The organism is Amycolatopsis echigonensis (assembly GCF_014174495.1).
In the GTDB taxonomy this organism is placed as follows: Bacteria; Actinomycetota; Actinomycetes; order Mycobacteriales; family Pseudonocardiaceae; genus Amycolatopsis; species Amycolatopsis echigonensis.
In genome coordinates this window covers 48,710-72,718 of record NZ_JACJHR010000024.1, presented here as the reverse complement: position 1 = coordinate 72,718, position 24,009 = coordinate 48,710, and the positions used below count along the sequence as shown (strand labels likewise).

At 68.6% G+C, this 24,009-nt stretch carries 24 protein-coding genes and 1 other RNA gene; 16 read left to right on the top strand and 9 right to left on the bottom strand.

Annotated features, from left to right (window positions below; genetic code table 11):
• Window positions 1-316: 316 nt before the first annotated feature.
• The 6 genes from H5411_RS18525 to H5411_RS18500 all read left to right on the top strand — a co-directional run bounded on the left by H5411_RS18525 (window position 317) and on the right by H5411_RS18500 (window position 7,101).
• A complete protein-coding gene (locus tag H5411_RS18525) occupies window positions 317-1,513 on the top strand; it encodes an ROK family transcriptional regulator (protein WP_101440771.1) in 1,197 nt (398 codons plus the stop codon).
• A gap of 25 nt (window positions 1,514-1,538) precedes the next feature.
• Window positions 1,539-2,915 (top strand): extracellular solute-binding protein, encoded by a 1,377-nt coding sequence (locus tag H5411_RS18520; RefSeq protein WP_183124444.1) that lies wholly within the window; start codon window positions 1,539-1,541, stop codon window positions 2,913-2,915.
• Window positions 2,912-3,901, top strand: coding sequence for a carbohydrate ABC transporter permease (locus H5411_RS18515; RefSeq protein ID WP_101435702.1), 990 nt, complete (start codon window positions 2,912-2,914; stop codon window positions 3,899-3,901). The genes H5411_RS18520 and H5411_RS18515 overlap by 4 nt, the downstream gene beginning before the upstream one ends.
• A 70-nt stretch (window positions 3,902-3,971) precedes the next feature.
• On the top strand, window positions 3,972-4,862 hold the full coding sequence (locus tag H5411_RS18510; protein WP_101435701.1) for a carbohydrate ABC transporter permease: 891 nt from the start codon (window positions 3,972-3,974) through the stop codon (window positions 4,860-4,862).
• Entirely contained in the window at window positions 4,859-6,124 is a 1,266-nt protein-coding gene (locus tag H5411_RS18505) for a 6-phospho-beta-glucosidase (RefSeq protein WP_183124443.1), read from the top strand. The genes H5411_RS18510 and H5411_RS18505 overlap by 4 nt, the downstream gene beginning before the upstream one ends.
• A complete protein-coding gene (locus H5411_RS18500; RefSeq protein WP_183124442.1) occupies window positions 6,121-7,101 on the top strand; it encodes an N-acetylglucosamine kinase in 981 nt (326 codons plus the stop codon). Before H5411_RS18505 ends, H5411_RS18500 begins: the two co-directional genes overlap by 4 nt.
• 43 nt (window positions 7,102-7,144) lie before the next feature.
• Here H5411_RS18500 and H5411_RS18495 read toward each other — a convergent pair whose 3' ends face one another.
• The 4 genes from H5411_RS18495 to H5411_RS18480 all read right to left on the bottom strand — a co-directional run bounded on the left by H5411_RS18495 (window position 7,145) and on the right by H5411_RS18480 (window position 10,542).
• Entirely contained in the window at window positions 7,145-7,654 is a 510-nt protein-coding gene (locus tag H5411_RS18495) for an SRPBCC domain-containing protein (RefSeq protein ID WP_101435698.1), read from the bottom strand.
• Complete coding sequence (locus tag H5411_RS18490) at window positions 7,651-7,992, bottom strand: ArsR/SmtB family transcription factor (protein ID WP_101435697.1); 342 nt, start codon at window positions 7,990-7,992, stop codon at window positions 7,651-7,653. The genes H5411_RS18495 and H5411_RS18490 overlap by 4 nt, the downstream gene beginning before the upstream one ends.
• A gap of 691 nt (window positions 7,993-8,683) precedes the next feature.
• On the bottom strand, window positions 8,684-10,051 hold the full coding sequence (locus H5411_RS18485) for a GntT/GntP/DsdX family permease (RefSeq protein WP_101435696.1): 1,368 nt from the start codon (window positions 10,049-10,051) through the stop codon (window positions 8,684-8,686).
• A complete protein-coding gene (locus H5411_RS18480) occupies window positions 10,048-10,542 on the bottom strand; it encodes a gluconokinase (RefSeq protein ID WP_167441890.1) in 495 nt (164 codons plus the stop codon). Before H5411_RS18480 ends, H5411_RS18485 begins: the two co-directional genes overlap by 4 nt.
• Window positions 10,543-10,668: 126 nt before the next feature.
• Here H5411_RS18480 and H5411_RS18475 point away from each other — a divergent pair, with 126 nt between their 5' ends.
• Both H5411_RS18475 and H5411_RS18470 read left to right on the top strand, forming a co-directional pair.
• Window positions 10,669-11,352 carry a FadR/GntR family transcriptional regulator gene (locus H5411_RS18475; RefSeq protein ID WP_101435694.1) on the top strand — a complete coding sequence of 228 codons (684 nt, stop codon included), beginning with the start codon at window positions 10,669-10,671 and terminating at the stop codon, window positions 11,350-11,352.
• Between the two features lie 25 nt (window positions 11,353-11,377).
• The gene (locus tag H5411_RS18470) at window positions 11,378-12,277 is read left to right on the top strand and encodes a cobalamin biosynthesis protein CobD/CbiB (RefSeq protein ID WP_101435693.1); all 900 of its coding nucleotides are present in this window, start codon (window positions 11,378-11,380) and stop codon (window positions 12,275-12,277) included.
• A gap of 4 nt (window positions 12,278-12,281) precedes the next feature.
• Here the strand turns inward: H5411_RS18470 and H5411_RS18465 are convergent, their stop codons facing one another.
• The 3 genes from H5411_RS18465 to H5411_RS18455 all read right to left on the bottom strand — a co-directional run bounded on the left by H5411_RS18465 (window position 12,282) and on the right by H5411_RS18455 (window position 14,298).
• Window positions 12,282-12,890, bottom strand: a complete 609-nt coding sequence (locus H5411_RS18465; protein WP_101435692.1) for an FMN-binding negative transcriptional regulator — start codon at window positions 12,888-12,890, stop codon at window positions 12,282-12,284.
• Window positions 12,891-12,957: 67 nt separating this feature from the next.
• Window positions 12,958-13,788 (bottom strand): SURF1 family cytochrome oxidase biogenesis protein, encoded by an 831-nt coding sequence (locus H5411_RS18460; RefSeq protein ID WP_101435691.1) that lies wholly within the window; start codon window positions 13,786-13,788, stop codon window positions 12,958-12,960.
• A gap of 48 nt (window positions 13,789-13,836) precedes the next feature.
• Window positions 13,837-14,298, bottom strand: a complete 462-nt coding sequence (locus tag H5411_RS18455) for a low molecular weight protein-tyrosine-phosphatase (protein WP_101435690.1) — start codon at window positions 14,296-14,298, stop codon at window positions 13,837-13,839.
• A 40-nt stretch (window positions 14,299-14,338) separates the two neighbouring features.
• On the opposite strand from H5411_RS18455, the gene H5411_RS18450 reads away from it, so the two are divergent.
• The 4 genes from H5411_RS18450 (at window position 14,339) to H5411_RS18435 (ending at window position 18,991) form a co-directional block, all read left to right on the top strand.
• Window positions 14,339-15,157 carry a Nif3-like dinuclear metal center hexameric protein gene (locus tag H5411_RS18450; protein WP_183124441.1) on the top strand — a complete coding sequence of 273 codons (819 nt, stop codon included), beginning with the start codon at window positions 14,339-14,341 and terminating at the stop codon, window positions 15,155-15,157.
• A 17-nt stretch (window positions 15,158-15,174) separates the two neighbouring features.
• A complete protein-coding gene (locus H5411_RS18445) occupies window positions 15,175-15,912 on the top strand; it encodes a zinc ribbon domain-containing protein (protein WP_183124440.1) in 738 nt (245 codons plus the stop codon).
• Window positions 15,909-17,066 carry a bifunctional RNase H/acid phosphatase gene (locus tag H5411_RS18440; protein WP_183124439.1) on the top strand — a complete coding sequence of 386 codons (1,158 nt, stop codon included), beginning with the start codon at window positions 15,909-15,911 and terminating at the stop codon, window positions 17,064-17,066. The genes H5411_RS18445 and H5411_RS18440 overlap by 4 nt, the downstream gene beginning before the upstream one ends.
• 179 nt (window positions 17,067-17,245) lie before the next feature.
• A complete protein-coding gene (locus tag H5411_RS18435) occupies window positions 17,246-18,991 on the top strand; it encodes a hypothetical protein (RefSeq protein ID WP_101435687.1) in 1,746 nt (581 codons plus the stop codon).
• Here the strand turns inward: H5411_RS18435 and H5411_RS18430 are convergent.
• Together H5411_RS18430 and sfnG are read right to left on the bottom strand one after the other, a co-directional pair.
• Entirely contained in the window at window positions 18,988-20,166 is a 1,179-nt protein-coding gene (locus tag H5411_RS18430; protein WP_183124455.1) for an SLC13 family permease, read from the bottom strand. The two genes, H5411_RS18435 and H5411_RS18430, sit on opposite strands and share 4 nt — an antisense overlap.
• A 77-nt stretch (window positions 20,167-20,243) precedes the next feature.
• Window positions 20,244-21,374, bottom strand: a complete 1,131-nt coding sequence (gene sfnG, locus H5411_RS18425) for a dimethylsulfone monooxygenase SfnG (protein WP_183124438.1) — start codon at window positions 21,372-21,374, stop codon at window positions 20,244-20,246.
• 109 nt (window positions 21,375-21,483) lie between these two features.
• Here sfnG and rnpB point away from each other — a divergent pair.
• The 4 genes from rnpB (at window position 21,484) to H5411_RS18405 (ending at window position 24,008) form a co-directional block, all read left to right on the top strand.
• An RNA gene (gene rnpB, locus H5411_RS18420) (RNase P RNA component class A) lies at window positions 21,484-21,877 on the top strand.
• A 22-nt stretch (window positions 21,878-21,899) separates the two neighbouring features.
• Window positions 21,900-22,757 (top strand): SCO6745 family protein, encoded by an 858-nt coding sequence (locus tag H5411_RS18415; protein ID WP_183124437.1) that lies wholly within the window; start codon window positions 21,900-21,902, stop codon window positions 22,755-22,757.
• 480 nt (window positions 22,758-23,237) lie between these two features.
• Window positions 23,238-23,507 (top strand): hypothetical protein, encoded by a 270-nt coding sequence (locus H5411_RS18410; protein ID WP_101435684.1) that lies wholly within the window; start codon window positions 23,238-23,240, stop codon window positions 23,505-23,507.
• 12 nt (window positions 23,508-23,519) lie between these two features.
• On the top strand, window positions 23,520-24,008 hold the full coding sequence (locus H5411_RS18405; RefSeq protein ID WP_101435683.1) for a hypothetical protein: 489 nt from the start codon (window positions 23,520-23,522) through the stop codon (window positions 24,006-24,008).
• The last annotated feature ends 1 nt before the right edge of the window (window position 24,009 follow it).

Genomic DNA, 24,009 nt, shown 5'->3' with positions numbered 1-24,009 from the left:
TCCGGAAAGTTTTGCTCAACCACCCAGCTGCCGTCGGCCTTCGCCGCGCAGCTTGAACGCGTAGCTGGCTCCGTCTCGAGCCACCGCGTCCCCGGACCACCCGGCACTGCTGGTCTGGACCGCGTACGGTCCGCGCCCGTCCGGTCACCCTGTGCCGGTCGCCGACATCCCGCGGTACCAAGCCGTTACCCCGCTGTTTCCCGAGCCCATTGACGCCGTGTGGCCGCGCTCACTACAGTCCCGGAAAACCGTCTGTAAAGTTTCCTAATAAAGGAGCAGCCAGGTGCGTGCCGGCAGTCCGCGAACGTTGCGCGAGATGAACGACCGCGCGGCGATCGAGGCGTTGCTGCGGAACGGGCCGCTCACGCGGGCTGAGCTCGAGGCCGCCATCGGGTTGTCCAAACCCGCCACCGCACAGCTGCTCACCCGGCTGGAGCAGGAAAACCTCGTCGGCAAAGCCGGGGAGCGCGCCGGCGGCGGACGCGGACCGCGCGCTCAGCTGTGGGCGGTCAACGGCGGCCTCGCGCACGTCGCGGCCGTCGACCTCACCCCGCAGGTCGCCGACTTCGTGGTCGCGGACGTCGCCGGGGCCGTGCTCGCCGAGTACCGCGTGCAGCTTCCGGTGGCCGAGGACGCGGACGTCGTCGGTTCGTTCGGCCAGGCGCTGCGCCGGGTCGCCAAGGCCGCGGGCCTGCAGCTCGACGATCTGGCCAATGTGGTCATCGGCGCGCAGGGCGCGTTCGACCCGCGTACCGGATTGCTGTCCTCGGCCCCGCACATCCCGGGCTGGCTCGGGTTCAACGTGCCGAAACGGCTGAGCGACGAACTCGGCGTGACGGTCAAGATCGAAAATGACGTAAACCTTGTCGCCGTTGAGGAAATGACCGTCGGCAACGCGCAGGACGTCGACGACTTCGTGCTGGTCTGGCTGTCCGAAGGCGTCGGTGGCGCGGTCGTGATCGGACGGCGGCTGCTGCGCGGCGCGACCGGTGGCGGCGGCGAGATCGACTGGATGCGCGTCCCGGACGCGGCCACTGTGGACACTGGCGACCGCTGGCCGCAGGCGGGCGCCCGGTTCGGCAACCTGGTCGACTCGGCCGCGATCACCCGGCTCGCGAAGGCGCACGGCATCTCCGCGGACAGCGGATGGGACGCCGTCACCCAGGCGCGTCGCGGTGCGCACCAAGGATTTCTGGACGATCTCGCGCGGCGCGTCGCCAGCGGGGTCGCCAGCCTCGTCGCGGTCGCCGACCCGCAGCTCATTCTGCTGTGCGGCGAGACCAGCCGCGCCGGCGGCGACGAGTTCGCGGCCGTCGTCGCGGAAAAACTGCACGAACTGGTCCTGCCGCGCACGCCCGTCGGCGTCGCTTCGGTGCAGGGCAACGCGGTGCGCGCCGGTGCGTTGCAGTCCGCGCTCGCCACCGCCCGTGAGGACGTCTTCGGCGTCGTCACCCCCACGCTCCTCGGGCCGCGCCGGTCCGCCGGAGAGCTAGCCCCGTCCCCGACCGAGTAGACCCACCCGAAGGACAGGAGGGTTCATGTCCGCTCCCACCCGCATCCGGAGACTCGCGCGAAAGCGCGGATCTCTGCTGCTCAGCGCCGTCGCGGCGAGCACGCTGCTGGCGACCGCCGCGTGCGGTGCCGCCGCGCCCGCCGGCGGCGGTGACGCCGCGGCGCCGCCGAACAAGGACGACAAGCTCACCATCACCGTCTACAGCAAGTTCACCGACCGCGAGTACGGCGTCGTCACGAAGGCGCTGGACAAGCTCAAGGCGAAGTTCCCCAACATCACCATCAAGCACGAGGGGAACCAGGACGACGACAAGCTCACCCAGTCGATCCGCGGCGGGAACCCGCCGGACGTGGCGATCTCGTTCTACACCGACAACCTCGGCGCGTGGTGCTCGACCGGCAGCTTCCAGGACCTGAAGCCCTATATCGAGCGCGACAAGATCGATCTCGAGCAGATCCCGCAGGCGGTCCGCGATTACACGTCGTACCAGGGCAAGCGGTGCGCGATGCCGATGCTCGCCGACGTGTACGGGTTCTTCTACAACAAGACGCAGTTCGCGGCCAAGGGCATCGCCGGCCCGCCGAAGAACACCACGGAACTGTTCGAGGACGTCAAGAAGCTCACCGAGTTCAACCCGGACGGTTCGATCAAGACCGCGGGCTTCCTGCCGTCGATGCCGTTCTACGCCAACCAGGCGCAGTACTGGGCGCCGAACTTCGGGGCCAAGTTCATGGGTCCGGACGGCAAATCGTCGCTCGCTTCCAGCCCCGGCTGGAAGGAGATGTTCGAATTCCAGAAGAAGCTCATCGACTTCTACGGCGGCCACGAGAAGGTCGAGAAGTTCAAGGCCGGTCTCGGTGACGAATACTCGAAGGACAATGGCTTCCAGACCGGCAAGCTATCGATGATCTACGACGGCGAGTTCCGCACCGCGTTCATCAAGGACCAGGTGCCCTCGCTCGACTACGGCACCGCACCCGCTCCGGTGCTCGACAGCCTGGCCAGCCAGTACGGCGGCGGGTTCGGCACCGGCACGATCATCGCGATCCCGAAGGGCGCGAAGAACCCCGGCGCGGCGTGGGAGCTGATCAAGCAGGCTTCGCTCGACACCGACACCCTCGTCGAGATGGCCAACGGCCTCAACAACGTGCCCAGCACGAAGGACTCGCTCAACTCGCCGAACCTGAAGATGCCGCCGCAGTTCAAGACCTTCACCGACATCTACAACAGCGGCAAGCTGGTCGCCAACCCGACCACGCCGATCGGCGACGCGTTCCTCAAGGCGGTCAACGACTTCGCCGAGAAGTGGCAGGCCGGGTCGGTGCCGGACCTGGAGGCGGGCCTCAAGAAGGTCGACGCGCAGATCAACGACGAACTGGCGCAGAAGGGCGCCGGCGGATGACCACGCTGACCGCGGCGGAATCCGGAACCTCCTCCGCGCCGAACCAGGCGCGGAGGGGGTCTCCCCGGGCCAAGCGCAGGCGCACGGTGTTCTGGTTCATGGCGCCGGCCACCCTCGGATTCCTCATCTTCTTCGCCTATCCGCTCGGCGCGACCCTGTTCTACTCGTTCACCCGCTACGACCTGATCAACCCTCCACAGTGGATCGGGTTCGACAACTACGTGCGCATGTTCACCAGCGAGCCGCTGGTGAAAACCGCCGCGTACAACACGTTGTGGCTGGTGATCATCCTGACCGTCTGCCGGGTGCTGTTCTCGCTCGGCGTGGCGTCGGTGATCTCGCGGCTGAAGTCGGGCGTCGGCCTTGTCCGCACGCTCTGCTATCTGCCCGCGCTCGCCCCGCCGGCGGCCGCGACGCTTGCGTTCGTCTTCGTGTTCAATCCGGAATTCGGGCCGGTGAACCGATTCCTGCGGCTCGTGGGCATTGACGGCGGCTTGTGGTTCAACAGCCCCGAAATGTCGAAGCCCGCGCTGACGCTGCTCGCGCTGTGGGGTTCGGGCGAGCTGATGATCATCATCCTGGCCGCGTTGCTGGACGTTCCGGCGGAGCAGTACGAGGCCGCGGAACTCGACGGGGCAGGCCCGGTGCGCCGGTTCTGGCACGTGACGCTTCCGTCGATCTCGCCGGTGCTGTTGTTCGGCGTGGTCAACTCGATGATTTACGCGCTGCAGTTCTTCACTCAAGCGATCGTCGCCGCTTCCGCTTCCGCCGGGACAGCTGACGTCGCGGGGAACTCGAAACTGATCGGCGCGCCGGAGAACTCGACGCTGACGTATCCGATCTGGTTGTACGTACAGGGTTTCCGGTACTTCAACATGGGTTACGCGGCGGCGATGGCCGTCCTGCTGTTCCTGGTCTCCGCGGGGTTCACCTGGATTCTGGTGCGGCAGATGCGCAAGACGCAACATCAGGAGGAGGGGGCATGAACATACCCTTGCGGCAGCCTGTTCATGGCCCCGACCGGGTGCGGGTGTCCCGCATGAGCGGAGTGGGAGCATGACGACGCTTTCGGCACCGCCGCGTCCGGCTCCTCCGGTGCATCCGCGGGAGAAGTTCAAGCGGCGCTGGGACAAGAAACTGTCCTTTGTGGCCACTCACGCGATCGGCATCGCGCTCGGCGTGCTCTTCATGCTGCCGCTGCTGTTCGTCTTCCTCACCTCGGTGATGAAGAGCGACCAGGCGATGACGTCGAGTCTGTGGCCCACGGAATGGCATTTCGAGAACTTCGTCGAGGTGTTCAAGAAGGCCCCGTTGCTGGAGTACTTCGGCAACAGCCTGCTGTACTCGGCGCTGGCGACGGTCGGGGCGCTCGTCTCGGCGATCCCGGCGGCGTACGGGCTGGCGAAACTGCGGTGGCGCGGGCAAAACCTGTGCTTCATGCTCGTCGTCGTCGCGATGATGCTGCCGCCGCAGGTCACCGTCGTTCCACTGTACGACCTGTGGGTACGGCTCGGGTTCACCGGCACCTTGGTGCCGCTCATCGTGCCCTACTTCTTCTTCGACGCCTTCTCGATCTTCCTGCTGCGGCAGTTCTTTCTGACCATTCCTAAGGACTATCTGGAAGCGGCGAAGATCGACGGCTGCAACGAGTTCCGGGTGCTCACGCGGGTGCTGATCCCGATGGCGAAGCCGGGCATCGCGGCCACCGCGATGTTCTGCTTCCTGTTCACCTGGAACGACTATTTCGGTCCGCTGCTCTACACCGGCGAGAACAAAGACAACTGGCCGCTTTCACTGGCGATCGCGTCCTTCCGAGGCATGCACCACGTCGAATGGAACCTCACGATGGCCGCCACCGCGCTGATCATGCTGCCGGTGATCGTGCTGTTCGTGTTCGCGCAGAAGTCGTTCGTCAAGGGCATCACGTTCACGGGAGTCAAGGGATGAAACTGGCAGTGGTCGGCGGTGGGTCCACCTACACGCCGGAGCTGATCGACGGCATCGCCGGACGGCGGGCCTCGCTCGACGTCGACGAGATCGTGCTGATCGACCCGGACGCCTACCGGGTCGAAGCGGTCGGCGATTTCAGCCAGCGGCTGCTGGACCACGCGGGGCATCCGGCCCGCGTGCGCACGACGGCGAATCTGGAGGAGGGTGTCGACGGCGCGTCGGCGGTCCTCATTCAGCTGCGTGTCGGCGGGCAGAAGGCCCGTGCGTCGGACGAGACATTCCCGCACCTGTGCGGATGTGTCGGCCAGGAAACGACCGGCGCGGGCGGCTTGGCGAAGGCGCTGCGCACGGTGCCGGTGGTCCTCGACATCGCCGAACGCGTCCGCAAGATCGCGGGCGATGACACCTGGATCGTCAACTTCACCAACCCGGTCGGCATCGTCACGCGCGCACTGCTGCAGGAAGGCCACCACGCGGTCGGCCTGTGCAACGTCGCGATCAACCTGCAGCGCAAGTTCGCGAAGCTGCTCGGTGCTTCCACCGGCGAAGTCAAGCTGATCCACACTGGACTGAATCACCTGAGCTGGGAGCGCGGGGTCTTGGTCGACGGCGTCGACCGGCTGCCGGAACTCCTTGCCCAGCACGCGGAATACCTCGGCGAAGAGGTCAGCGTGCCGGTCGAGTGGATGCGGCGGATGCGGGCCGTGCCGTCCTACTACCTCAAGTACTACTACTCGCACGACGCACAGGTCGCGAAGCAGCAGACCGAGCGTCCGCGTGCCGAGGTGGTCAGCGATGTCGAGGAAGAACTGCTGAAGGTCTATCTCGACCCGGAGCAGGTCACGAAGCCGGAATCGCTGGAGAAACGCGGCGGTGCGTACTATTCGGAGGCGGCGGTGCAGCTCGTGCACGCGCTGACTTCCGGCGGTGCCGGCGAGGAACACGTGGTGAACGTGCGCAACAACGGCACGTTCGATTTCCTCCCGGACGACGCGGTCATCGAGGTCTCGTCCACTGTGGATTCCACAGGCGCGACCCCGATTCCGCAGCCTCCGGTCGACCCGCGGTTCGCCGGGCTGATCGCCGGGGTCACGGCGTATGAATACCTGGCCCTGGATGCGGCGATCAAGGGCGGCCGGGACCGGGTCGCGGACGCGTTGCTCGCGCACCCGCTCGTCGGCCAGTACGCGAAGGCGGACCAGCTCGCCGACGAACTCGTCGCCCGCAACCGGGATTTCCTGCGCTGGGCACGGGCATGAGCGACACCGTCGTCGCGATCGACGGGGGAAACAGCAAGACCGAGGTGCTGGTGGTTTCGCGGGACGGCGTCGTGCTCGGCGCGTCCCGCGGCCCCGGCGTTTCTCCCCAGCGCGTCGGAGTCGACGGATGTGTTGCCGCACTGGAAGAATTCGTCCGGGAAGCCTTGCGTGCTGGAGGACTGCCGACCGATCCGCCGTTCGCCGTGCACACCTCGGCCTACCTGGCCGGCCTCGACTTCCCCCGGGAGGAAGAGGCATTGCGCCAGGCTTTGTCGGCGCGCGGCTGGAGTTCCACTTTGGACGTCGGCAACGACGTGCTTGCTTTGCTGCGGGCCGGAAGCTCCGACGGCACCGGCGTCGCGGTGGTGTGCGGCGCGGGCATCAACGGCGCTGGCTTCGCCCCGGACGGCCGGTCGTACCGTTTTCCCGCGCTGGGCAAGGTGTCCGGCGACTGGGGCGGCGGGTATCGGCTGGGCGAGGAAGCCCTGTGGTGGGCGGTCCGTGCCGAGGACGGTCGTGGTCCGAAGACTGCGTTGGAATCGGCGGTAGCGGAGTACTTCGATGCTGCGACGCTGCTGGATGTGGTGCAGGGACTGCATTTCGAGGAGATCGACGCCGCCTCGATCCACGGCCTCTGCCCGCTGTTGTTCGAGGTAGCCGCCGCCGGTGACGAGGTCGCGCAGGACGTCGTGACCCGGTTCACCGAGGAAGTGAGCTTGCTGGTGGCCGCGATCATGCGCCGTCTTGACCTCACGACGGCCGCTCCCGAGGTCATCCTCGGCGGCGGCGTGCTGACCGGGGTCGGCGCGTCCGTGATCGCGGACATCGAACGGCGGTGCCTGAAAGTGGCGCCACGGGCGAGGGTGCGCGTGGTGGAGGTGAACCCGGTTGTCGGAGCCGCACTGTTCGGTTTGGACAAACTCGGTGCCTCCGCCGCGGCGAAAGCTGCCTTGAAGGCCGCGACGCAACGCGTGTGACGATGGGGTGGCTGGCCAAGCGAGCAGCCACCCCATCCTCGCGTCAGGCCGCGATGCCCTTGCCGGTCTCCAGGAGCGACTTGAGGTCGGACAAGATCCAGGCCCAGCCGCCGCCCGCGTTCTCGCCCGGACCGGCGTTGACGTCTTCCTGCGCGCCGGACACGAGCGCCGCGTGGTTGGGCGCACCGGTGACGTCGTGCGTGACGGTAAGCCGGGTGCCCGCGGTCTGCGTTTGCTCGATGTCGTAGGTGACCGTGGTGTACGGCTCGGCGACGAGACTCGGGTCCATCTGCAGTTTCCACGTGATCACCAGCTTGCGCGGCGGATCCACTTCGAGCACTTCGCCGTCGACGAGATCGTTGGTGATGCCCAAATCGACGAACTCCTGGGTCGGCTTGGTGCGGTGCTTGCCGCCGCGCTTGAGGTCGAACTCGGCCAGGCCGGTGTAGCCGTACTTCGCCGTCCACTCCGGCTTGGTGATGGCGTCCCACACCGCCTGCGGGGTGGCCTTGATGTAGACGCGGTTGACCTGCACGGTCGTGGTGTCGCTCATTGTTCGGGCTCCTTCAGGGATTCTTCGGCTTCGAGCTGAGCCTTGAGGTCCAGCAGCGCCGAGGTGTGGTGTGCGGTGTACTTGTCGATCCAGCGGTCGTGGATCCGGCGGATGGGGACCGGGTTCAGGAAATGCCGTTTCTCCCGGCCCTCCTTGCGCGAGACGACCAGGTCGGCCTCCTCGAGCAGCTTGAGGTGTTTCATCACCCCGAACCGGGTCATGTCCACTTCGGACTCCAGCTCGGTGAGCGTGCGGCCGTCCCGTGCGTAGAGCAGGTCGAGCAGGAACCGGCGGGTCGGATCCGCCAGAGCCTTGAAAACCAGGTCCTCGTCGGGCACGCACCGAGATTAGGTGACCAAAAGGTCACATGTCAACTGGTCAGGCGGAGAGGGTGGGACGACTGGCTGGGGCAACCTCGTCGACGGCCGTACGGGTGACGTTTCGTCCGGATGCGGCACATCGCGGCTTGTGGGCGGTACCTTCTGGTTTGCTGGCCCGCTGGGGAGTCGCGACAGCGAAGATGGGGGAAATATGTATCGAACGAGGATTCTTTTCACCGTCGCGCTGGCTGTTGCCGCGGTGATCTTGCCGTCGGCGGCGTATGCCAGTGCGGCGGACCTGCATGATTGTCCCGACGATTAGCGGATATCGGTGGAATGGCAAGGCCCGCTCGGTCCGCGCTACAACTTCGACAACGTGGTCAGTTCGCTCCGATCGTGCACATGAGCCAGTAACCAGGCGTCGGAAGAGAAATGAAGAATGCGGTGAAGATGTCGATGGTGCACCGCGAACGCGACACAGTTCCGGCGGATTCGGTCAACTGTGACAGCAAAGGCGGGAACGGGTCAGCGGGGTGAGCGGCCACTGCGCGTTCCTCGCGACCGGTGAGTTGTACGGCAGCCACACCGGCACCAGGGTGGCAATCGGTTCCACCGGCGATTTCGCCCGCTAGCGAGGCGGGCCAAACGGCCGCGGCGGGACTTCCCGAAGAGGAAGCCCCGCCGCGGCCGTGAACAGTTTCAACCAGCGCTAAAGCAGTGCGCCCAACGGCAGGATCAACGCGATCGCCACCACCGAGATGACCGTTTCCATCACCGACCAGCTCTTCAGCGTCTGGCCGACCGACATCCCGAAGTACTCCTTGACCAGCCAGAACCCGGCGTCGTTCAGATGCGAGAAGAAAAGCGATCCAGCACCGATGGCCAGCACCAGCAGTGCGTTGTGCGTCGGGTCGAGGGTCGCGGCCAGCGGGGCGACGATGCCCGCCGCGGAGACCGTCGCGACCGTCGCCGAGCCGGTCGCCAGGCGGATCGCCACCGCGACCAGCCAGCCGAGCAGCAGCGGGGACAGGTGCGCGCCCTTGGCGAGGCTGGTGATCACGTCGCCGACCCCGGCGTCCACCAGCGTCTGCTTGAACCCGCCGCCCGCGGCCACGATCAGCACGATCCCGGCGATCGGGCCGAGGGAATCGCCGATGATCGACGACAGCCGTTGCCGGTTCAGCCGCGCCGGACGGCCCAGCACGACCATGCCGACGAGGACCGCCAGCAGCAGCGCGACGAGCGGGTCGCCGATGAAGTCCAGGACGCGGCGGGCCGGGTTCGCCTTGCCCGCCAAGATGTCCGCGAGTGCCTTCGCCAGCATCAGGACGACCGGCAGCAGCACGGTGGACAGAGTCGCGCCGAAGCTCGGACGGTGCTTTTCGTCGGTGCCCTCGGATTCCGGGACCAGCCGGGCGGGCGGTGCGGCGTCGGGCACCATCTTCGCGGCGAGGCGGCCGAACAGCGGACCGGCGATGATCACCGTGGGCAGCCCGACCAGCAGGCCCAGCCCCAGGGTGAGGCCGACGTTGGCGTTCAGCGAACCGGCGGCGGCCAGCGGACCGGGGTGCGGCGGGATCAGGCCGTGCAGCACCGACAACCCGGCCAAGGCCGGAATTCCCAGCAGCAGCACGGGTTTCCCGCTGCGCTTGGCGACCAGCAGCACCACCGGGATCAGCATGACCAGGCCGATCTCGAAGAACATCGGCAACCCGATCAGCGCGGCGACCAGCGCCATCGCCCACGGCAGCCCGGGCCCGCGGACCCGGCCGAGCACGGTGTCCACGATCCGGTCCGCGCCGCCGGAATCGGCGAGCAGTTTGCCCAGCATCGCGCCGAACGCGATCAATACGCCGACGGACGCGACGGTGCTGCCGACGCCGTTCGTGAAGCTCTTCAGCAGCTTGTCCACCGGCATTCCGGCGACCAGGCCGAGCACGCCGGAACCCAGCGTGAGCGCGAGCAGCGGATGCAGTTTGACCTTGCTGATCAGGACCACGATCACGGCGATGGCGAGCACCGTGGCGACGATCAGGCGGGTGTCGTGGCCGGTCCAGCCGGCGGCGAGGATAGTCATGCGCGCTCCCGGAACGCTTTGAGCGCCGCCTCGACGAGGTCGGCGGGCGAGAGGCTGATGTCGAAGGTCGCTCCCGGCTCGTCCGCTTCCAGCGGTTCGAGGTCGGCGAGCTGGGAATCGAGCAGCGAAACCGGCATGAAGTGGCCGGTACGGGTCTTCATCCGCTCGGCGAGCAGGTCACGCGAGCCGTGCAGGTGCAGGAACCACACATCCCCGCCGCCACGCAGCACGTCGCGGTAGCGCCGCTTCAGAGCGGACGAACTCACGACAGCGCCGTTCTCGTGATGCTCCCGGATCCAGGACGCGATCGCCGCCAGCCACGGCGCCCGGTCCTCGTCGGTCAGCGGGTGCCCGGCGGTCATCTTTTCGATGTTCGCGCGAGGGTGGAAGGTGTCTGCTTCGGCGTACACGGTCCCGAGTTCCTGCGCGAGCGCTGTGCCCACCGTTGTCTTGCCCGAGCCTGATACGCCCATCACCACGATGACCGTCATCCGCACCTCCCACGTCTTTGTGCCCTGGAGAGTCAAACTCAAAAGTACTACTTAATCAAGAAGAAGTAGTACTTAATCGAATCAGAGCGCTAGGTTGACTGCGTGGGGACTGATCGGCACGAGGACATGCTCGACGAGCTCGGCGCGGCGATCGCGAGCGGCGAGCTGGCGCCGGGTGCGGTGCTGCGCTCGGAGGAGCTGCAGGAGCGGTACGGGGCGTCGCGGACTGTGGCCCGCGAGGTCGTGCGGGTCCTCGAGACGATGGGGCTGACCAGCAGCCGCCGCCGCGTCGGGGTCACCGTCCGCGAGCCGGCCGAGTGGAACCACTATGACCCGCGGCTGATCCGCTGGCAGCTCGACGGCGCGGACCGGGCGGCCGCGCTCCGCACGCTGACCGAACTGCGCTCGGCTGTCGAACCGTGCGCCGCCCGGTTCGCCGCGATCCGGGCGACCCCGGAGGAACGCGGGCGCCTCCGCGCACTGGCCGTGCACCTCCAGCGCACGGCGCGCGCTCGTGACCTCGAAACCTTCCTCGGCCACGACGTCGCGTTCCACGATCTGCTGCTGTCCGCGTCGCGGAATCCGATGTTCGCGCAGCTGTCCTCCGTGGTCGCGGAAGTGCTCGCCGGCCGCACCGAACACGGCCTGATGCCCGAAGAACCGCAGCCCGAGGCGGTCGCGCTGCACGTCGAGGTCGCCGAGGCGATCGACCTCGGCGACGCGGCTCGCGCCGAACGCGCGATGCGCGACATCGTGGAGCAGGCACGCGAGGAAATCGCCGTCGCGGTGTCGAGTAATCTCGGCGGCTGAATCGTCCACGTTCGGGGGGCTACAGGTGAGCGCGGCGCGCGCGATCGGCTTGATTCTCGGTTTGGCCGCTGACGGTGCTCTCGGCGATCCGCGGCGACGGCCGCCGGTCACCGCCTTCCACCGGGTAGTCGCCGCCACCGGTTCTCGGCGCGCGACCGGACTCGGAATCGCTGGTGCGGCAGTCGCGGCCGGAGTGCTGGCCGAGCGCGCCGGCCGCCGCAGTCCGGTGTGCCAGGCGACGGCGACAGCGGTGGCGACTTGGGCGGTCGTCGGCGCGTCCGGGCTGGCCACGCAGGGCACGGAACTGGCTCGCGATCTCGAGGAAGGCCGTCTGGAACCCGCGCGCGACACATTGTCCGAACTGGACCCGCGCGTCACCGACGGACTGAGCACGATCGGGCTTTCCCGTGCGTCCGTGGAAACTCTGGCCGAGAACACGTCCGAAGTGGTCGTTACCCCACTGCTGTGGGGTGCGGTCGCGGGCGTGCCCGGACTGCTCGCGGCACGGACGGTCGGGCTGCTGCGCCGTCTGCTTCCCGGGCACTGGGTGATCGACCGGCTCGATGAACTCGTCCACCTTCTGCCGACCCGGGTCGCCGCCGCGTTGACCGTCCTGGGCGCTCCGGTCGTCGGCGGTTCGGCGGGCGGCGCGTGGCGGGCTTGGCGGCGGGACACGATCGCACACCCGAGCCCGAACGCCGGTCGGGTCGAGGCGGCTTTCGCTGGGGCGCTGGAAATCCGCGTCGGCGGACGGACCGAGTACCCGCAAGGGGTCGTGGAATTGCCGGTGCTCGGCGTCGGCCGGAACCCGGACGCCGGACACGTGACGCGCGCAGTGGAACTGTCCCGAGTGGTCGGTTGGCTCGCCGCCGGAACGTCAGTATTCGTAGCGTTGCTGAGCGGAGTGCGCCGCCGAAACCCTTGAGCCGTCAGGGTTTCAGGTGGGAGATGGCCTCCGCGTCGCCTGGACCGTCCCGTTCGGACAACAGCGCGCCGATCCGCTGCCGGTCCTCGGACTTCTTGTTCCCGCCGTACTTGAACTTCGCCCGCACCTCGGTCACCGTCAGCTCGACACCGCGAATCCCGGGCAGCAGCCGCCGGTCCGGAGCGTCCACAGCGGACACGGGGGTGCGCTTGCCGTCCGGCTCGAAGTGCGCCAGCTGGTGGTTGAGCAGCGCGGCTTTCTCCTCGGGATCGTCGACGATCCGGACGTCGCAGGCCAGCTGCACGCTCGCGTAGTACGAGGTGGGCACGCCGAGTGCGGGGTCGTCGGCGGTGTTCCAGTCGGAGCGGATGTAGGCGTAATCGCCGGTCACCGTCAGCAGGGCGCGCGGGTGTTCCTCCAGGAGCGGCCACACCGGGTTCGGCCGGGCGAGATGCAGCCGCACGGTCGCGTCGCCGTCGAAGACGAAATGCGTCGGCACCACCACAGGAAGATCACGGCCGCGGCCGCCGGCGACCAGTTCGCCGAAATCGTGTCCGGCGAGCCATTCCCGCCATTCGTTCTCGTCCGCGGTGTCCCAGGGGTGGATCAGCATGCCGCCAGTATCAACGCCGCAAGTGGCCCCGACAAAGGTCCATTTTCCAGCAAAACGACCAGGCCACTCAGGCGGTTGGCGAGTACTCGTCCTCGTCTTCGGCGAGCATCTCCGCGACGGACTTGCGCCGGCCGCGCTGCGGGCGCTCGGTCGTCAGCGCGCCGCCCGGGCGCAGTTCGCGGACCGTGAAGTACAGCCAGCCCAGCAACGCCATCGTGCCGAACGCCAGCCACTGGAGCGCGTACGAGAAGTACGGGCCCGACTCCAGCTGCGGCAGCGGCAGCGGGCTGAGCACGCCGGGCTGGTTCACGTCGAGCTGGAAGTACCCGGGCCGGATGGCGAGGCCCGACGACTTCGCCACCACGCGCGAGTCGACGGTGTAGCTCTGGAGCTTCCCGTTGGTCGACGCGTCGGCGAACGCTTCGCGGTTCTTCGGATCGGTCTCGTCGCTTCGCACGCGCGCCACAACCGTCACCTGTCCACCTGGCGCGGCCGCGTACGGGAGAACGCCGGAGTTGCTGCTGAGCCCCACGTAGCCGCGGTCGATCAGGTACACAGTGCCGTCAGTCGCGCGAAGCGGCGTCAGAACTTCGTACGCGCCTTCGCCCTGCACAGTGCGCAGCCGCGCGACAACCTCGGCCGAAGGCAGGTACGTGCCGGTGATCGACACGAGGTGCCACTCGGTGTTCTTGTCCGGCTTCGTGCCGGGCGGCAGCAGCTGTGCCACGGGGGCGGGCTTCGCGGTGAACGACGTGGTCAGCGCGTTGTTCTGGCTGACCTGCTCGTTGTCGCGGCGGAACTGCCACGGGGCCAGCAACGTGTAACAGCAGATGGCGAAGGTGAACACCACCACTGTCAACGCCAGCCATCCCGGCCGGAGCAGAAACCGCAACCGCACCCCTCTACGGTAGGCCGTCGCGTTCCGTGTGCGCACCCGGACCGGGCGTCACGCCTGTTCGCGGACCCAGTCCAGCAGTCCCGGCACGCTCCGCTCGATCATCTCGAGCACGTCCTCGAAGCCGTCGTCGCCGCCGTAGTACGGGTCCGGCACCTCGGCGCCTTCCGGGGCGGACGGGTCGAACGAACGCAGCAACCGCACCCGCGAAGGGTCTTCGACGCGCGACTGCAGGAAGCTCAGGTGGCTCTCGTCGGCGGCGAGCAGCAAGTCGGCTCCGAGGTCTTCGTCGCTGACTTCGGCCGCGATGTGCTCTGTGGAGTAGCCGTGCGCCTTCAACGTGGCGCGCGCCCGCCGGTCAGCCGCCTCGCCGACGTGCCACGGCCCGGTGCCCGCGCTCGACACGCGCACGGCGTCAGCGAGACCCGCGTCGGCGAGCTTCTTGCGGAAAACCAGCTCCGCCATGGGGGAGCGGCAGATGTTCCCGGAACAGACAAACACCAGCGTGGGCATGGTTCGCAGTCTTCCAGAGCGATCGTGCGAGGATCCCCAGGTGCCTGCCTTAGCCGAGATCATCGCTGTCCTCGAACGCAGTTACCCGCCCCGGCTGGCGGAAAGCTGGGACGCGGTCGGGCTCGTCTGCGGAGACCCGGCCGAGGACGTCCGCCGCGTGCTGTTCTGTGTCGACCCGGTCGAGGAGACGCTCGCCGAGGCCGAGGAAATCGGTGCGCAGCTGATCGTCGCGCACCATCCGCTGCTGCTGCGCGGCGTGCACGGCGTCCCCGCGGACACCGCCAAAGGCTCGCTCGTGCACCGCATGATCCGCGGCGGCATCGCGCTCTACTGTGCGCACACCAACGCCGATTCGGCCGACCCCGGCGTGTCCGACGCGCTCGCGCGGGCCATCGGCCTCGAGGTCGACCGGCCGCTCGACCCGCACGAACCGGGCAGCCGCACGGGGATCGGCCGGATCGGGCACCTGCCCGCTGAGGAGCCGTTCGCGCGGTTCGTCCAGCGGGTCGCCGACGCGTTGCCGGCCACCGTGCCCGGCGTGCTCGGCGCGGGAGAGGCGGACCGGCCGATCCGCACCGTCGCGGTGTCCGGCGGCGCGGGCGACTCGTACCTCGCGAAGGCGACGGCGGAGGGGGTCGACGCGTACGTGACCGCGGATCTGCGCCACCATCCGGCTGGCGAACACCTCGCCTCCGCCGGAACCGTGCCCGCGCTGGTCGGCCTCACGCACTGGGCCAGCGAGTGGCCGTGGTGCGGACAGGCCTCGGCCCTTGTCGGCGCGGCCTTTGCGGGTACCGTCGAAGCTCACGTCTCCACGCGGTGCACCGACCCGTGGACCATCCGCGCTACCGCCCAGTAACTAAATCAGGGAGCACAGTGAAGGCCGACCCCGCCGTCCAGCGTCAGCTGCTCGAACTCGCGAAGGTGGACGCCGAGCTCTCGCGCGTCGCGCACCGCCGCCGCACCTTGCCCGAGCTCGCCGAGATCGAGGCCGGGGAGAAGGCCGTCCGGGACAAGCGCGACGCGCTCGTGTCCGTCCAGACCGCGACGTCCGACCTCGACCGGGAGATCGCCCGGCAGGAAAAAGAGGTCGAATCGGTGCGGGCGCGCGTGGACCGCGATCGCAAGCTGCTGGAGTCCGGATCGGTCGGCGCCAAGCAGATGACCGACATCGAGCACGAACTGCAGACGCTCGGCCGCCGGCAGAGCGCGCTGGAGGACGACCTGCTGGAGCTGATGGAGCAGCGCGAGGCACTCGGCCTGGACGCGCAGCGCACCAGCGCCGAGGTCGAGAAGGCGGCGCAGGCGGTCGAGGCCGCCAAGGCGCGGCGCGACGAGGCGTTCAAGGACCTCGACACCACCGAGGCCCGCCGCAAGGAGGACCGCGCGAAGCTGCTGCCGCGTTTCCCGGAGCCGCTGCTCAAGCTGTACACCCGCGTCTACGACCACAAGGGCATCGGCGCGGCGCTGCTGCGGGCCCGCCGCTGCGGCGCCTGCCAGCTGGAAATCGACCGCAACGCCATCTCCGAGATCAAGGCCGCGCCCGAGGACGCGGTCGTGCAGTGCGAGAACTGCGGCGCGATCCTGGTCCGCACGCTGGAGTCGGGCCTGTGACCGACCGGGTGATCGTCGAGGCCGACGGCGGATCGCGGGGCAACCCCGGTCCGGCCGGCTACGGCGCGGTCGTCAAGGACGCGGCCACCGGCGAGGTGCTGGCCGAACGCCACGAATACCTCGGCATCGCCACGAACAACGTCGCGGAGTACTCCGGGCTCGTCGCCGGGCTCGCCGCGGCCGCCGAACTCGGAGCGTCCATTGTGGACGTCCGGATGGATTCGAAGCTCGTGGTCGAGCAGATGTCCGGACGGTGGAAGATCAAGCACGCCGCGCTGCAGCCGCTCGCCGCGCAGGCGCGCGAGTTCGCGGCGGGCTTCCAGCGGGTCGGCTACACCTGGATCCCCCGCGCGGAGAACGTGCACGCGGACCGGCTCGCGAACGTCGCGATGGACAGCGCCGGGTCCGCCGCCACCTCGCCCGCCCCGGTCGCCGAGGTGCGGGAAAAGGCCGGGACCGCGAAGACCGAGGTCACGGAAACGGACCGGGTTTCCCCGGCGGGCTGGACCGGAGCCCGCGGCACGCCCACCAAACTGCTCCTGCTGCGGCACGGCCAGACCGAGATGTCGGTCGACCGCCGCTACTCCGGGCGCGGCGACGTCCCGCTCACCGAGCACGGCCGGGGGCAGGCCGCCGCGGCCGCCAAACGGCTGGCCGCGATGCCCGGGCTGATCGGCGACGACGGCGAGCCGGCTCCGATCGTCTCGTCGCCGCTGATCCGCACCAAGCAGACCGCGCAGGCGGTCGCCGACGCGCTCGGCGGCCGGGTCGAGACGCATCCCGGGCTCATCGAGACCGACTTCGGCGAATGGGAGGGCCTCACCTTCGCCGAGGCGGCGCGACGGGACCCGGACCTGCACCGCTGCTGGCTGAGCGATTCGTCGTGCCCGCCGCCCGGCGGCGAGAGCTTCGACGCGGTCCACGAACGGGTCGGCAAGGCCCGGCGCGACCTGGTCGAACAGTACGACGGGCGCACGGTCCTCGTGGTCAGCCACGTGACGCCGATCAAGACCCTGCTGCGGATGGGGCTCGACGCCGGGCCGTCGCTGCTGTTCCGGCTGCACCTGGATCTGGCGTCGCTGTCGATCGTCGAGTTCTACCCGGACGGCAACGCCTCGGTCCGGCTGGTCAACGACATCTCGCACCTCTCCTGAGCAGCACTTATGTGAGGTGGATCACGGTCGGGGATAACGTGTGAAACGGCCCCGATGAGGTATTGGCTAGAGTGCGGTGTCGACCGCGGCGCCGCGGCGCCGGTCCCGTCCGGGACCTCAAGGGGGGCGCAGGCTCGTGCGTTTCTTCGGCATCCACAAGTGGAAATAGTGACGAGGACATGACGGCTAGCGCACTCACCGCAGTATCCGAGCCCGACCTGCCGGGGGAGGAGACGACCGACCCGCCCGCGCGGTTCAAGCTGAGCTGGCTGGCGTCGACGCTGGCGGTGCTGGCCGGAGTGGCCGCGGTCGCCTGGCACGCCACCCGCTACGGGCACTGGATCGTCGACGACGCGGCCATCACGTTCTCCTACTCGCGCAGCGTCGCCGAAGGACTCGGCCCGGTGCTGGCCCCCGGCCAGCCGCCGGTGGAGGGCTTCTCCGACCCGACCTGGATGATCCTGCTCGCGCTGGGCAAGGTCGCCGGCCTGTTCGACAAGGGCCTGCTGTTCGGCATCCCGGACTACGTGCTGTTCCCCAAGCTGCTCGGCCTGTTCTTCGCCGCGGGCATCCTGGTGCTGTGCCACCTCGTGGCCCGCCAGGTGTTCCGCAGGCACGCGTGGGCGATCACCCTGGCCACCGGCCTCGGGCTGGCGGCGATCCCGTCGTTCGTGATCTGGGTCGTCTCCGGCCTCGAGAACTCGCTGTTCGCGTTCTTCACCACCGCGCTGGCCGCGCTGCTGTTCACCGCGCTGCGCAAGGAAAACCCGCTGTCGTTCAAGGTCGCGATCGTCGCGGGCGTGCTCGTCGCGGCCGCCGCGCTGACCCGGCCGGAAGGCCTGATCTACGCCAGCGCGTACCCGATCGTCCTGCTGTTCGGCGTGAAGCGCGAAGGGTTCTGGCGCAGCTTCCGGTCCGCGCTGGTGTCCATCGCGGCCTTCGGCGTGCTGTTCGGCGGCTACGTCGTCTGGCGGTACACGGAATTCCACCGGCTGCTGGCCAACCCGTCGGTCGCCAAGAAGCAGGGCCTGCCGACCTTCGGCTCGATCATCCGGCCGCACCAGCTGGTGGAGTACGCGGGCGTCGCGCTGACGCTCGTGGTTGTCGCCGTGGTCGTCTGGGCGCTGGTCAAGGCGCCGTGGCGGCGTCCGCTGATCGGGCTGGTCACGCCGCTCGCGCTCGGCGTGATCGCGTACGGCGTGATGGTGCCGGACTGGATGGCGCAATACCGCTTCGCGACGCCGGTGTGGGTGCTCGGCACTTTGTGCGGCGTCATGGCCTTCGCCGAACTGCTGCGTTCGCTGCCGAAGGTGCAGTGGCGGGCGGTCGCGGCGCTCGTGCTCGCCGCCGCGTCGGTCCCGTCGGCGATCGGCTTCGTGCAGCAGTCCGACGAGTTCATCAAGAACCCCACCGTGCCGGCGTGCCTGATCGCCGACCGGTTCGGCCGCGGCTTCAACACGTACGCGGACATGCTCGGCCTGCAGCACGCGTCCCTGCTGCTGCCCGACCTGGGCGGTTCGTCGATGACCAGCCGGCTCGAGCTGGTCGACATGGCCGGTCTGGTCAACGCGCCGATCGCCGACCTCACGCACAAGGAAGACATCGAAGGCCTGCGCAACTACGTGTTCGACACGGTCAAGCCGACCTTCATCCACTCGTGGGGCCCGTGGGCGGACGGCAACGAGATCAGCATCGACCCGCGCATCGACCGGGACTACCTGCCGATCCTGATCTACCCCGGCCCGGGCAAGCGCCAGGGCGACTTCGTCCGCAAGGACGCGGTCACCGACCCGGCGAAGCTCGCCGCCGTCCAGCACTACGCGCAGGTCACCATGATGAACGTGGAGGCGCAGCGGTTCGGCGACGGTCTCGACGACTGCGGCCCGACGCTGTCGCGCGGCAGCACGATCGCCCCGCGCGGCTAGAGCACCAGCCACAACGCACACGTCGCCGCTGCCAGCGACAGCGGCGTCGTGAGCGCTCCGAGCTTCAGGAATTCGCCCACCGGCGGATGCTGCCCGTGCCGGACCACGACACGGCGCCACAGCAGCGTCGCGAGCGAACCGAGGTACGTCGCATTCGGGCCGATGTTCACGCCCAGCAGCACGGCGAGCAGCACGCCCTGATTCGGATGCGGTCCCAGCACGGACAGCAGGATCAGCGTCGCGGGCAGGTTGTTCACGATGTTCGCCAGCACGGCCGCGAGGCCCGCGGCGAGGAGGAGTTCGGGCAGCCCGGCCGTCGTCGGCAGGATCGTGCGCAGCAGCCCGCCGAGAACATGCTCGTCGACCGCTTCGACCACCACGGCGAGGGCGAGCACGAAGAGGACCAGCAGCGGGGACGCTTCGGTGATCACCTGCCACGGCCGGATCTTCCGCTCCGCCAAGGCTTTCACGGCCAGGACGAGCGCGGTGAGCGCGGCGATCCAGACCGGTTCGACGTGCACCAGCTGTCCGGTCGCGAATCCGATCAGCATGACCGCCAGCACGATGAGGGTGAAGATCGGCGGTTCGCGGTGTTCGGGTCGGCGAGAGCTGACCGGTTCGCGGAGATCCTTGCGGAAGAACCAGGCGAACGCGGCGAGTTCGACAGCGAGGGTGACCAGCCACGGCAACGCCATCAGCGCGGTGAAACCGGCGAAGGTGAGGCCGGAAGTGGTGAAGGCGAGCAGATTCGTCAGGTTGGAGACAGGGAAGAGCGTGGAGGCGGAGTTGGCCAGGTGCGCGCACGCGTAGACGTGCGGACGCGCGGTGAGCTTCAGTTCCGCGGCGGTGGCGAGGACGACCGGGGTCAGCAGGACGACGGTCGCGTCGAGGCTGAGGACGGCGGTGACGATCGCTGCCGCGGCGAAGGTGAGCAGGAGGAGCCGCGGCTGCCGTCCGCGGCAGATTTCGGCAAGCTCGGCGCCTAGCCAGGTGAAGACGCCCTCCGCCGCGGCGAGGTGGCTGACCAGCAGGATCGCCGCGAGAAAGCCCATCGTGGGCAGCATCTGGACGACCCGTTCGCCTGCTTCGGGCAGGGAAGTCAGGCCGAGCGCGAGGACGATGCCGGCGGCGGGGACCGCGAAGACCGCTTCCGGGAGGCCGCGCGGGCGCGCCATCGCGAACCACAGCGTTCCGGCCAGAAGCAGCAGGGACAGGGCACCGTTCACCCCCGAACGCTAGCCGCAGAGAGATCTCAGATCCCCGCCGGTTCCGGGATTCCCGCCCCGCGCGCCAGCACCCGCTCCTTCTCCCGGATCACCGGAAGCACCTCCCGGCCGAAGTGCTCGACGTCCTCGAGATAGTGCAGAAACCCGAGCAGCAAGAGGTTCGCGCCGCGTTTTTTGTATTCGATCGCCCGGTCCGCGATCTGCTCCGGCGTCCCGATCAGCCCGGTCCGGAATCCGTCGTTGTACTGCACCAGGTCGGCGAACTCCGAATCCGCCCACATGCCCTTGGCGTCCGAAGTGGACTTCCCGGCCTGCGCGACCGCCGAGCGGAATCCCTCGACGGCGGGCACGTTCGCCTTCGCCACGATCTCCCGCAGCACCTCGCGCGCCTCGGCTTCGGTCTCGCGGGCGATCACGAACCCGTTGAGCCCGAACCGCACCGCGTGGTCGTTCTCCGCGGCGTACCCGCGCACCTCGTTGACCTGCTCGCTGAACCCGGCGAAATCCTTGCCATTGCTGAAATACCAGTCCGAAACGCGTCCGGCGAGCTTGCGCGCCGCGGTGGAGTTCCCGCCCTGGAAGACTTCCGGATGCGGTCGTCCGGGACCGGCGACCGGCTTGGGTTTGACGTCGAAATCGTGGATCCGGTAGAAATCGCCGCCGAACTCGGCGTGGTCGTCGGTCCACAATCGCTTGAGCACCCGGATGAACTCCTCCGAGCGGCGGTAGCGCTCGTCGTGTTCGAGCCACGGTTCGCCGAGCCCGGTGAACTCGTCCTTGAACCAGCCGCTGACCACGTTCACCGCGGCCCGGCCGCCGGAGATGACGTCCGCGCTGGCGATGAACTTCGCGAGCACGCCGGGCTGCCACAGTCCGGGATGGACGGCCGCGATGACCTTCAGCCGCTGCGTCGCGAGCAGCAGCGCCAGGCTGAAACCGGTCGATTCGTGCTGGTAGGCAGCACCGTAGCTGGCGGTGTAGCGGACCTGGGTAAGCGCGTAGTCGAAGCCGTTGTTCTCGGCGAGCACGGCGAGTTCGCGGTTGTACTCGTAGCCCCAGTCGGTGCGCTGTTCGATGTCGCTGGTGACCAGGCCGCCGCTCACATTCGGGACCCAGTAAGCGAATTTCAGCGGTTCCTGCGGTTCGGGTGCGGTCATGGCGGGAGTGAAACAGCGGCCAGGAAGGGGGTCAACGCGCGTCCACGCGGTGGAATGTGCCAACCCGTGCCGGGCTCGCGCGGTCTCCCGGGTAGGCTGTTTCGGCGGACGAGCTGGCAGGACGGTCGCGGCCCGGGTTCTCCCGGTCCGAGGAAAGTCCGGACTCCGCAGGGCAGGGTGGTTGCTAACGGCAACCCGGGGCGACCCGCGGGACAGTGCCACAGAAAACAGACCGCCTCCGTCTCCGGACGGGGGTAAGGGTGAAACGGTGGTGTAAGAGACCACCAGCATCCCGGGTGACCGGGATGGCTCGGTAAACCCCACCCGGAGCAAGGCCAAGAGGGAGCTTCGCTCCTGCGCAGGCGATCGAGGGCGGCCCGTCCGATGCCTGCGGGTAGGCCGCTGGAGCCTGCCGGCGACGGCAGGCCGAGATGGATGACCGTCGCCCGGTCCGCCGCGAGGCGGCCCGGGAACAGGATCCGGCTTACATGCCAGCTCGTCCGCCCGATCGCTACGATCGGGCGCATGGGTCAAGCCGTCGCCGCCGCTGTCGCCTTCCGCACCGCCTTCGACGCCCTGCACGCCCCCGTCTACTTCGCGCCGGAGACTCAGCAACGGCTCGCCGCCGCCGGGCTCAAACCGGGGTCGATGACCTACTTCGCCAGCCGCGCCGCGGCGATGGGACAGGTCGGAGCGGGCACGGTCACCGCCGCGTTCTACAGCTTCAACCCCGGGCTCGTCGCCCACTTCGTCCCGCGCGTCTGGACGATCGCCACCCCGGAGACTGTCCTGCAAGCGCGGCTCGCCGCCGTCGACGAGATCTACCGCCGGCTGTTCGGCGACGAGCTGCTCGCGTCCGCGGAGGTCGCCGAAGCTGCCGCGCTTGCCCGGGAAGCCACCGAGGGCTGCCGTCCGGAGGGGCGTCCGCTCTACGCCGCGCACGCGGACCTGGAGTGGCCCGAACAGCCGCACCTCGCGCTCTGGCACGCGATCACCCTGCTGCGCGAGCACCGAGGAGACGGGCACGTCGCCGCGCTGATCACGAATGGCCTGTCCGGCCTCGAGGCGCTGGTAACGCACAGCGCGACCAGAAACGGAACCCCGCCGGACGCCGCCAAACGCACTCGCGGCTGGAGCGACGAGGAATGGGACGCGGCCGCGGCGCGGCTCGCCGTCGACGGAATCCTCGACGCGGACCGTGCGCTCACCGAGCGCGGACTGGAACTGCGCGAGCGCGTCGAGTCGGCGACCAACGCGGCAGCGCAGGGCCCGTGGCGGCACCTCGGCGACGAGAAGACAGCACGGCTGGAGCAGCTGTGCGCTCCGCTCAGTCGCCAGGTGATCGAAGCGGGCGCGATCCCGAGCGCGGCGTTCCGCGCCTGATCCGTGCGACGGTCGGGAACTGCCCGGGATCACGCTTTGTAGTGAACAAATGCGCACATCGGACGTGATGGTGACCGTTATCGCATCAGAGAGTGATCAATTCCGGATTGTTTTCCACCCCGGTTGTCACTCACCGGACTCGCGGCGGAACGCCGATCGGGGCATGCCACACTGGTGTCTGCCCGACACGCCGGTTCGCGGCGCACTGAGAGTGAGCACCGCGCGTTTTGCGGAGCCGCACCGCCGGAGCACTGCGCAATCCGGGTGGCTTGGGTTATTCCGGAGCACCCTTGCCACGATGATGGAGGGCGAGGAATCCTGACCACCGGACCGCAGTACCCGCCCCTTGACCACAAGTCGACTTCGACCGATATCTACGCAGCGCGCTTTGACCATTACCCCTTGTAACGCCATGATGGTGTTCGTAGCTTCGCCGAAGCCAGAACAGCGCGGCGCCAACCGTGCACCGGGAGTATCGCGATGACCAGCATGACCGCCCTCGAGACTCTTGCGGCCGGAGGAGAGCTCGGCACCGGCAACGTCCGTACCTGGCTGCTCGACAACGTCATCCCGCTCGTGCTGCTCGCGGTAGCCCTGCTGCTGCTGTGGCTCGGCGGCGGCAAGGGCGACAACGCGGGCGTCATGCGGCGGCTCGCCGGCGTGGTCATCGCGCTCGCGATCATCGGTCTCGCGGTGAGCGGCGCGGGCGTGAACGTGGGCCAGTGGATCGCCGGCCTGTTCACCGGCTGAGGCGGAGCAGGCGTGCGGATCAGGACCGATGACGAGGTGTACCGGGTCGATGCCGTCTGGCTCGGCCCGCCGAAAGCGACTTTTCCCTGGCGAGCCCGGTACGTCGCGTGGCTCGTCGGCATTCCGGTCTTCCTGGTCGTGCTCACCGTGGAGCGGTGGGTCGGCTGGAGTTTCGGGTTTTTCTCCACGGCGTGGGCGTTCGTGGCCACGATCGCGATCACCCGGCTGATCACCGCCAAGATCAGCCACGAGCGCCCGCTGGGCGCGGTGATCGCGATGATGGGCCAGGAATTGCGCACGCCGAGAGAACGGACCTCGGGCACCGGCGGCGCGGTGAGCGCCAGCCGGGTCCGGGTGCGGGCGGAGCGCCCGCTGCCGAAGCACAAGAGAAGGCGGCAATACCAGCACCGCGACCCGCGTCGCGGTGCTGGCGCGAGTGCCGGGAACCAGGGAGCACCACGAGCGCGCCGGAGCCGCCCCGCGGCTCGGGCCGGGAGGTAGT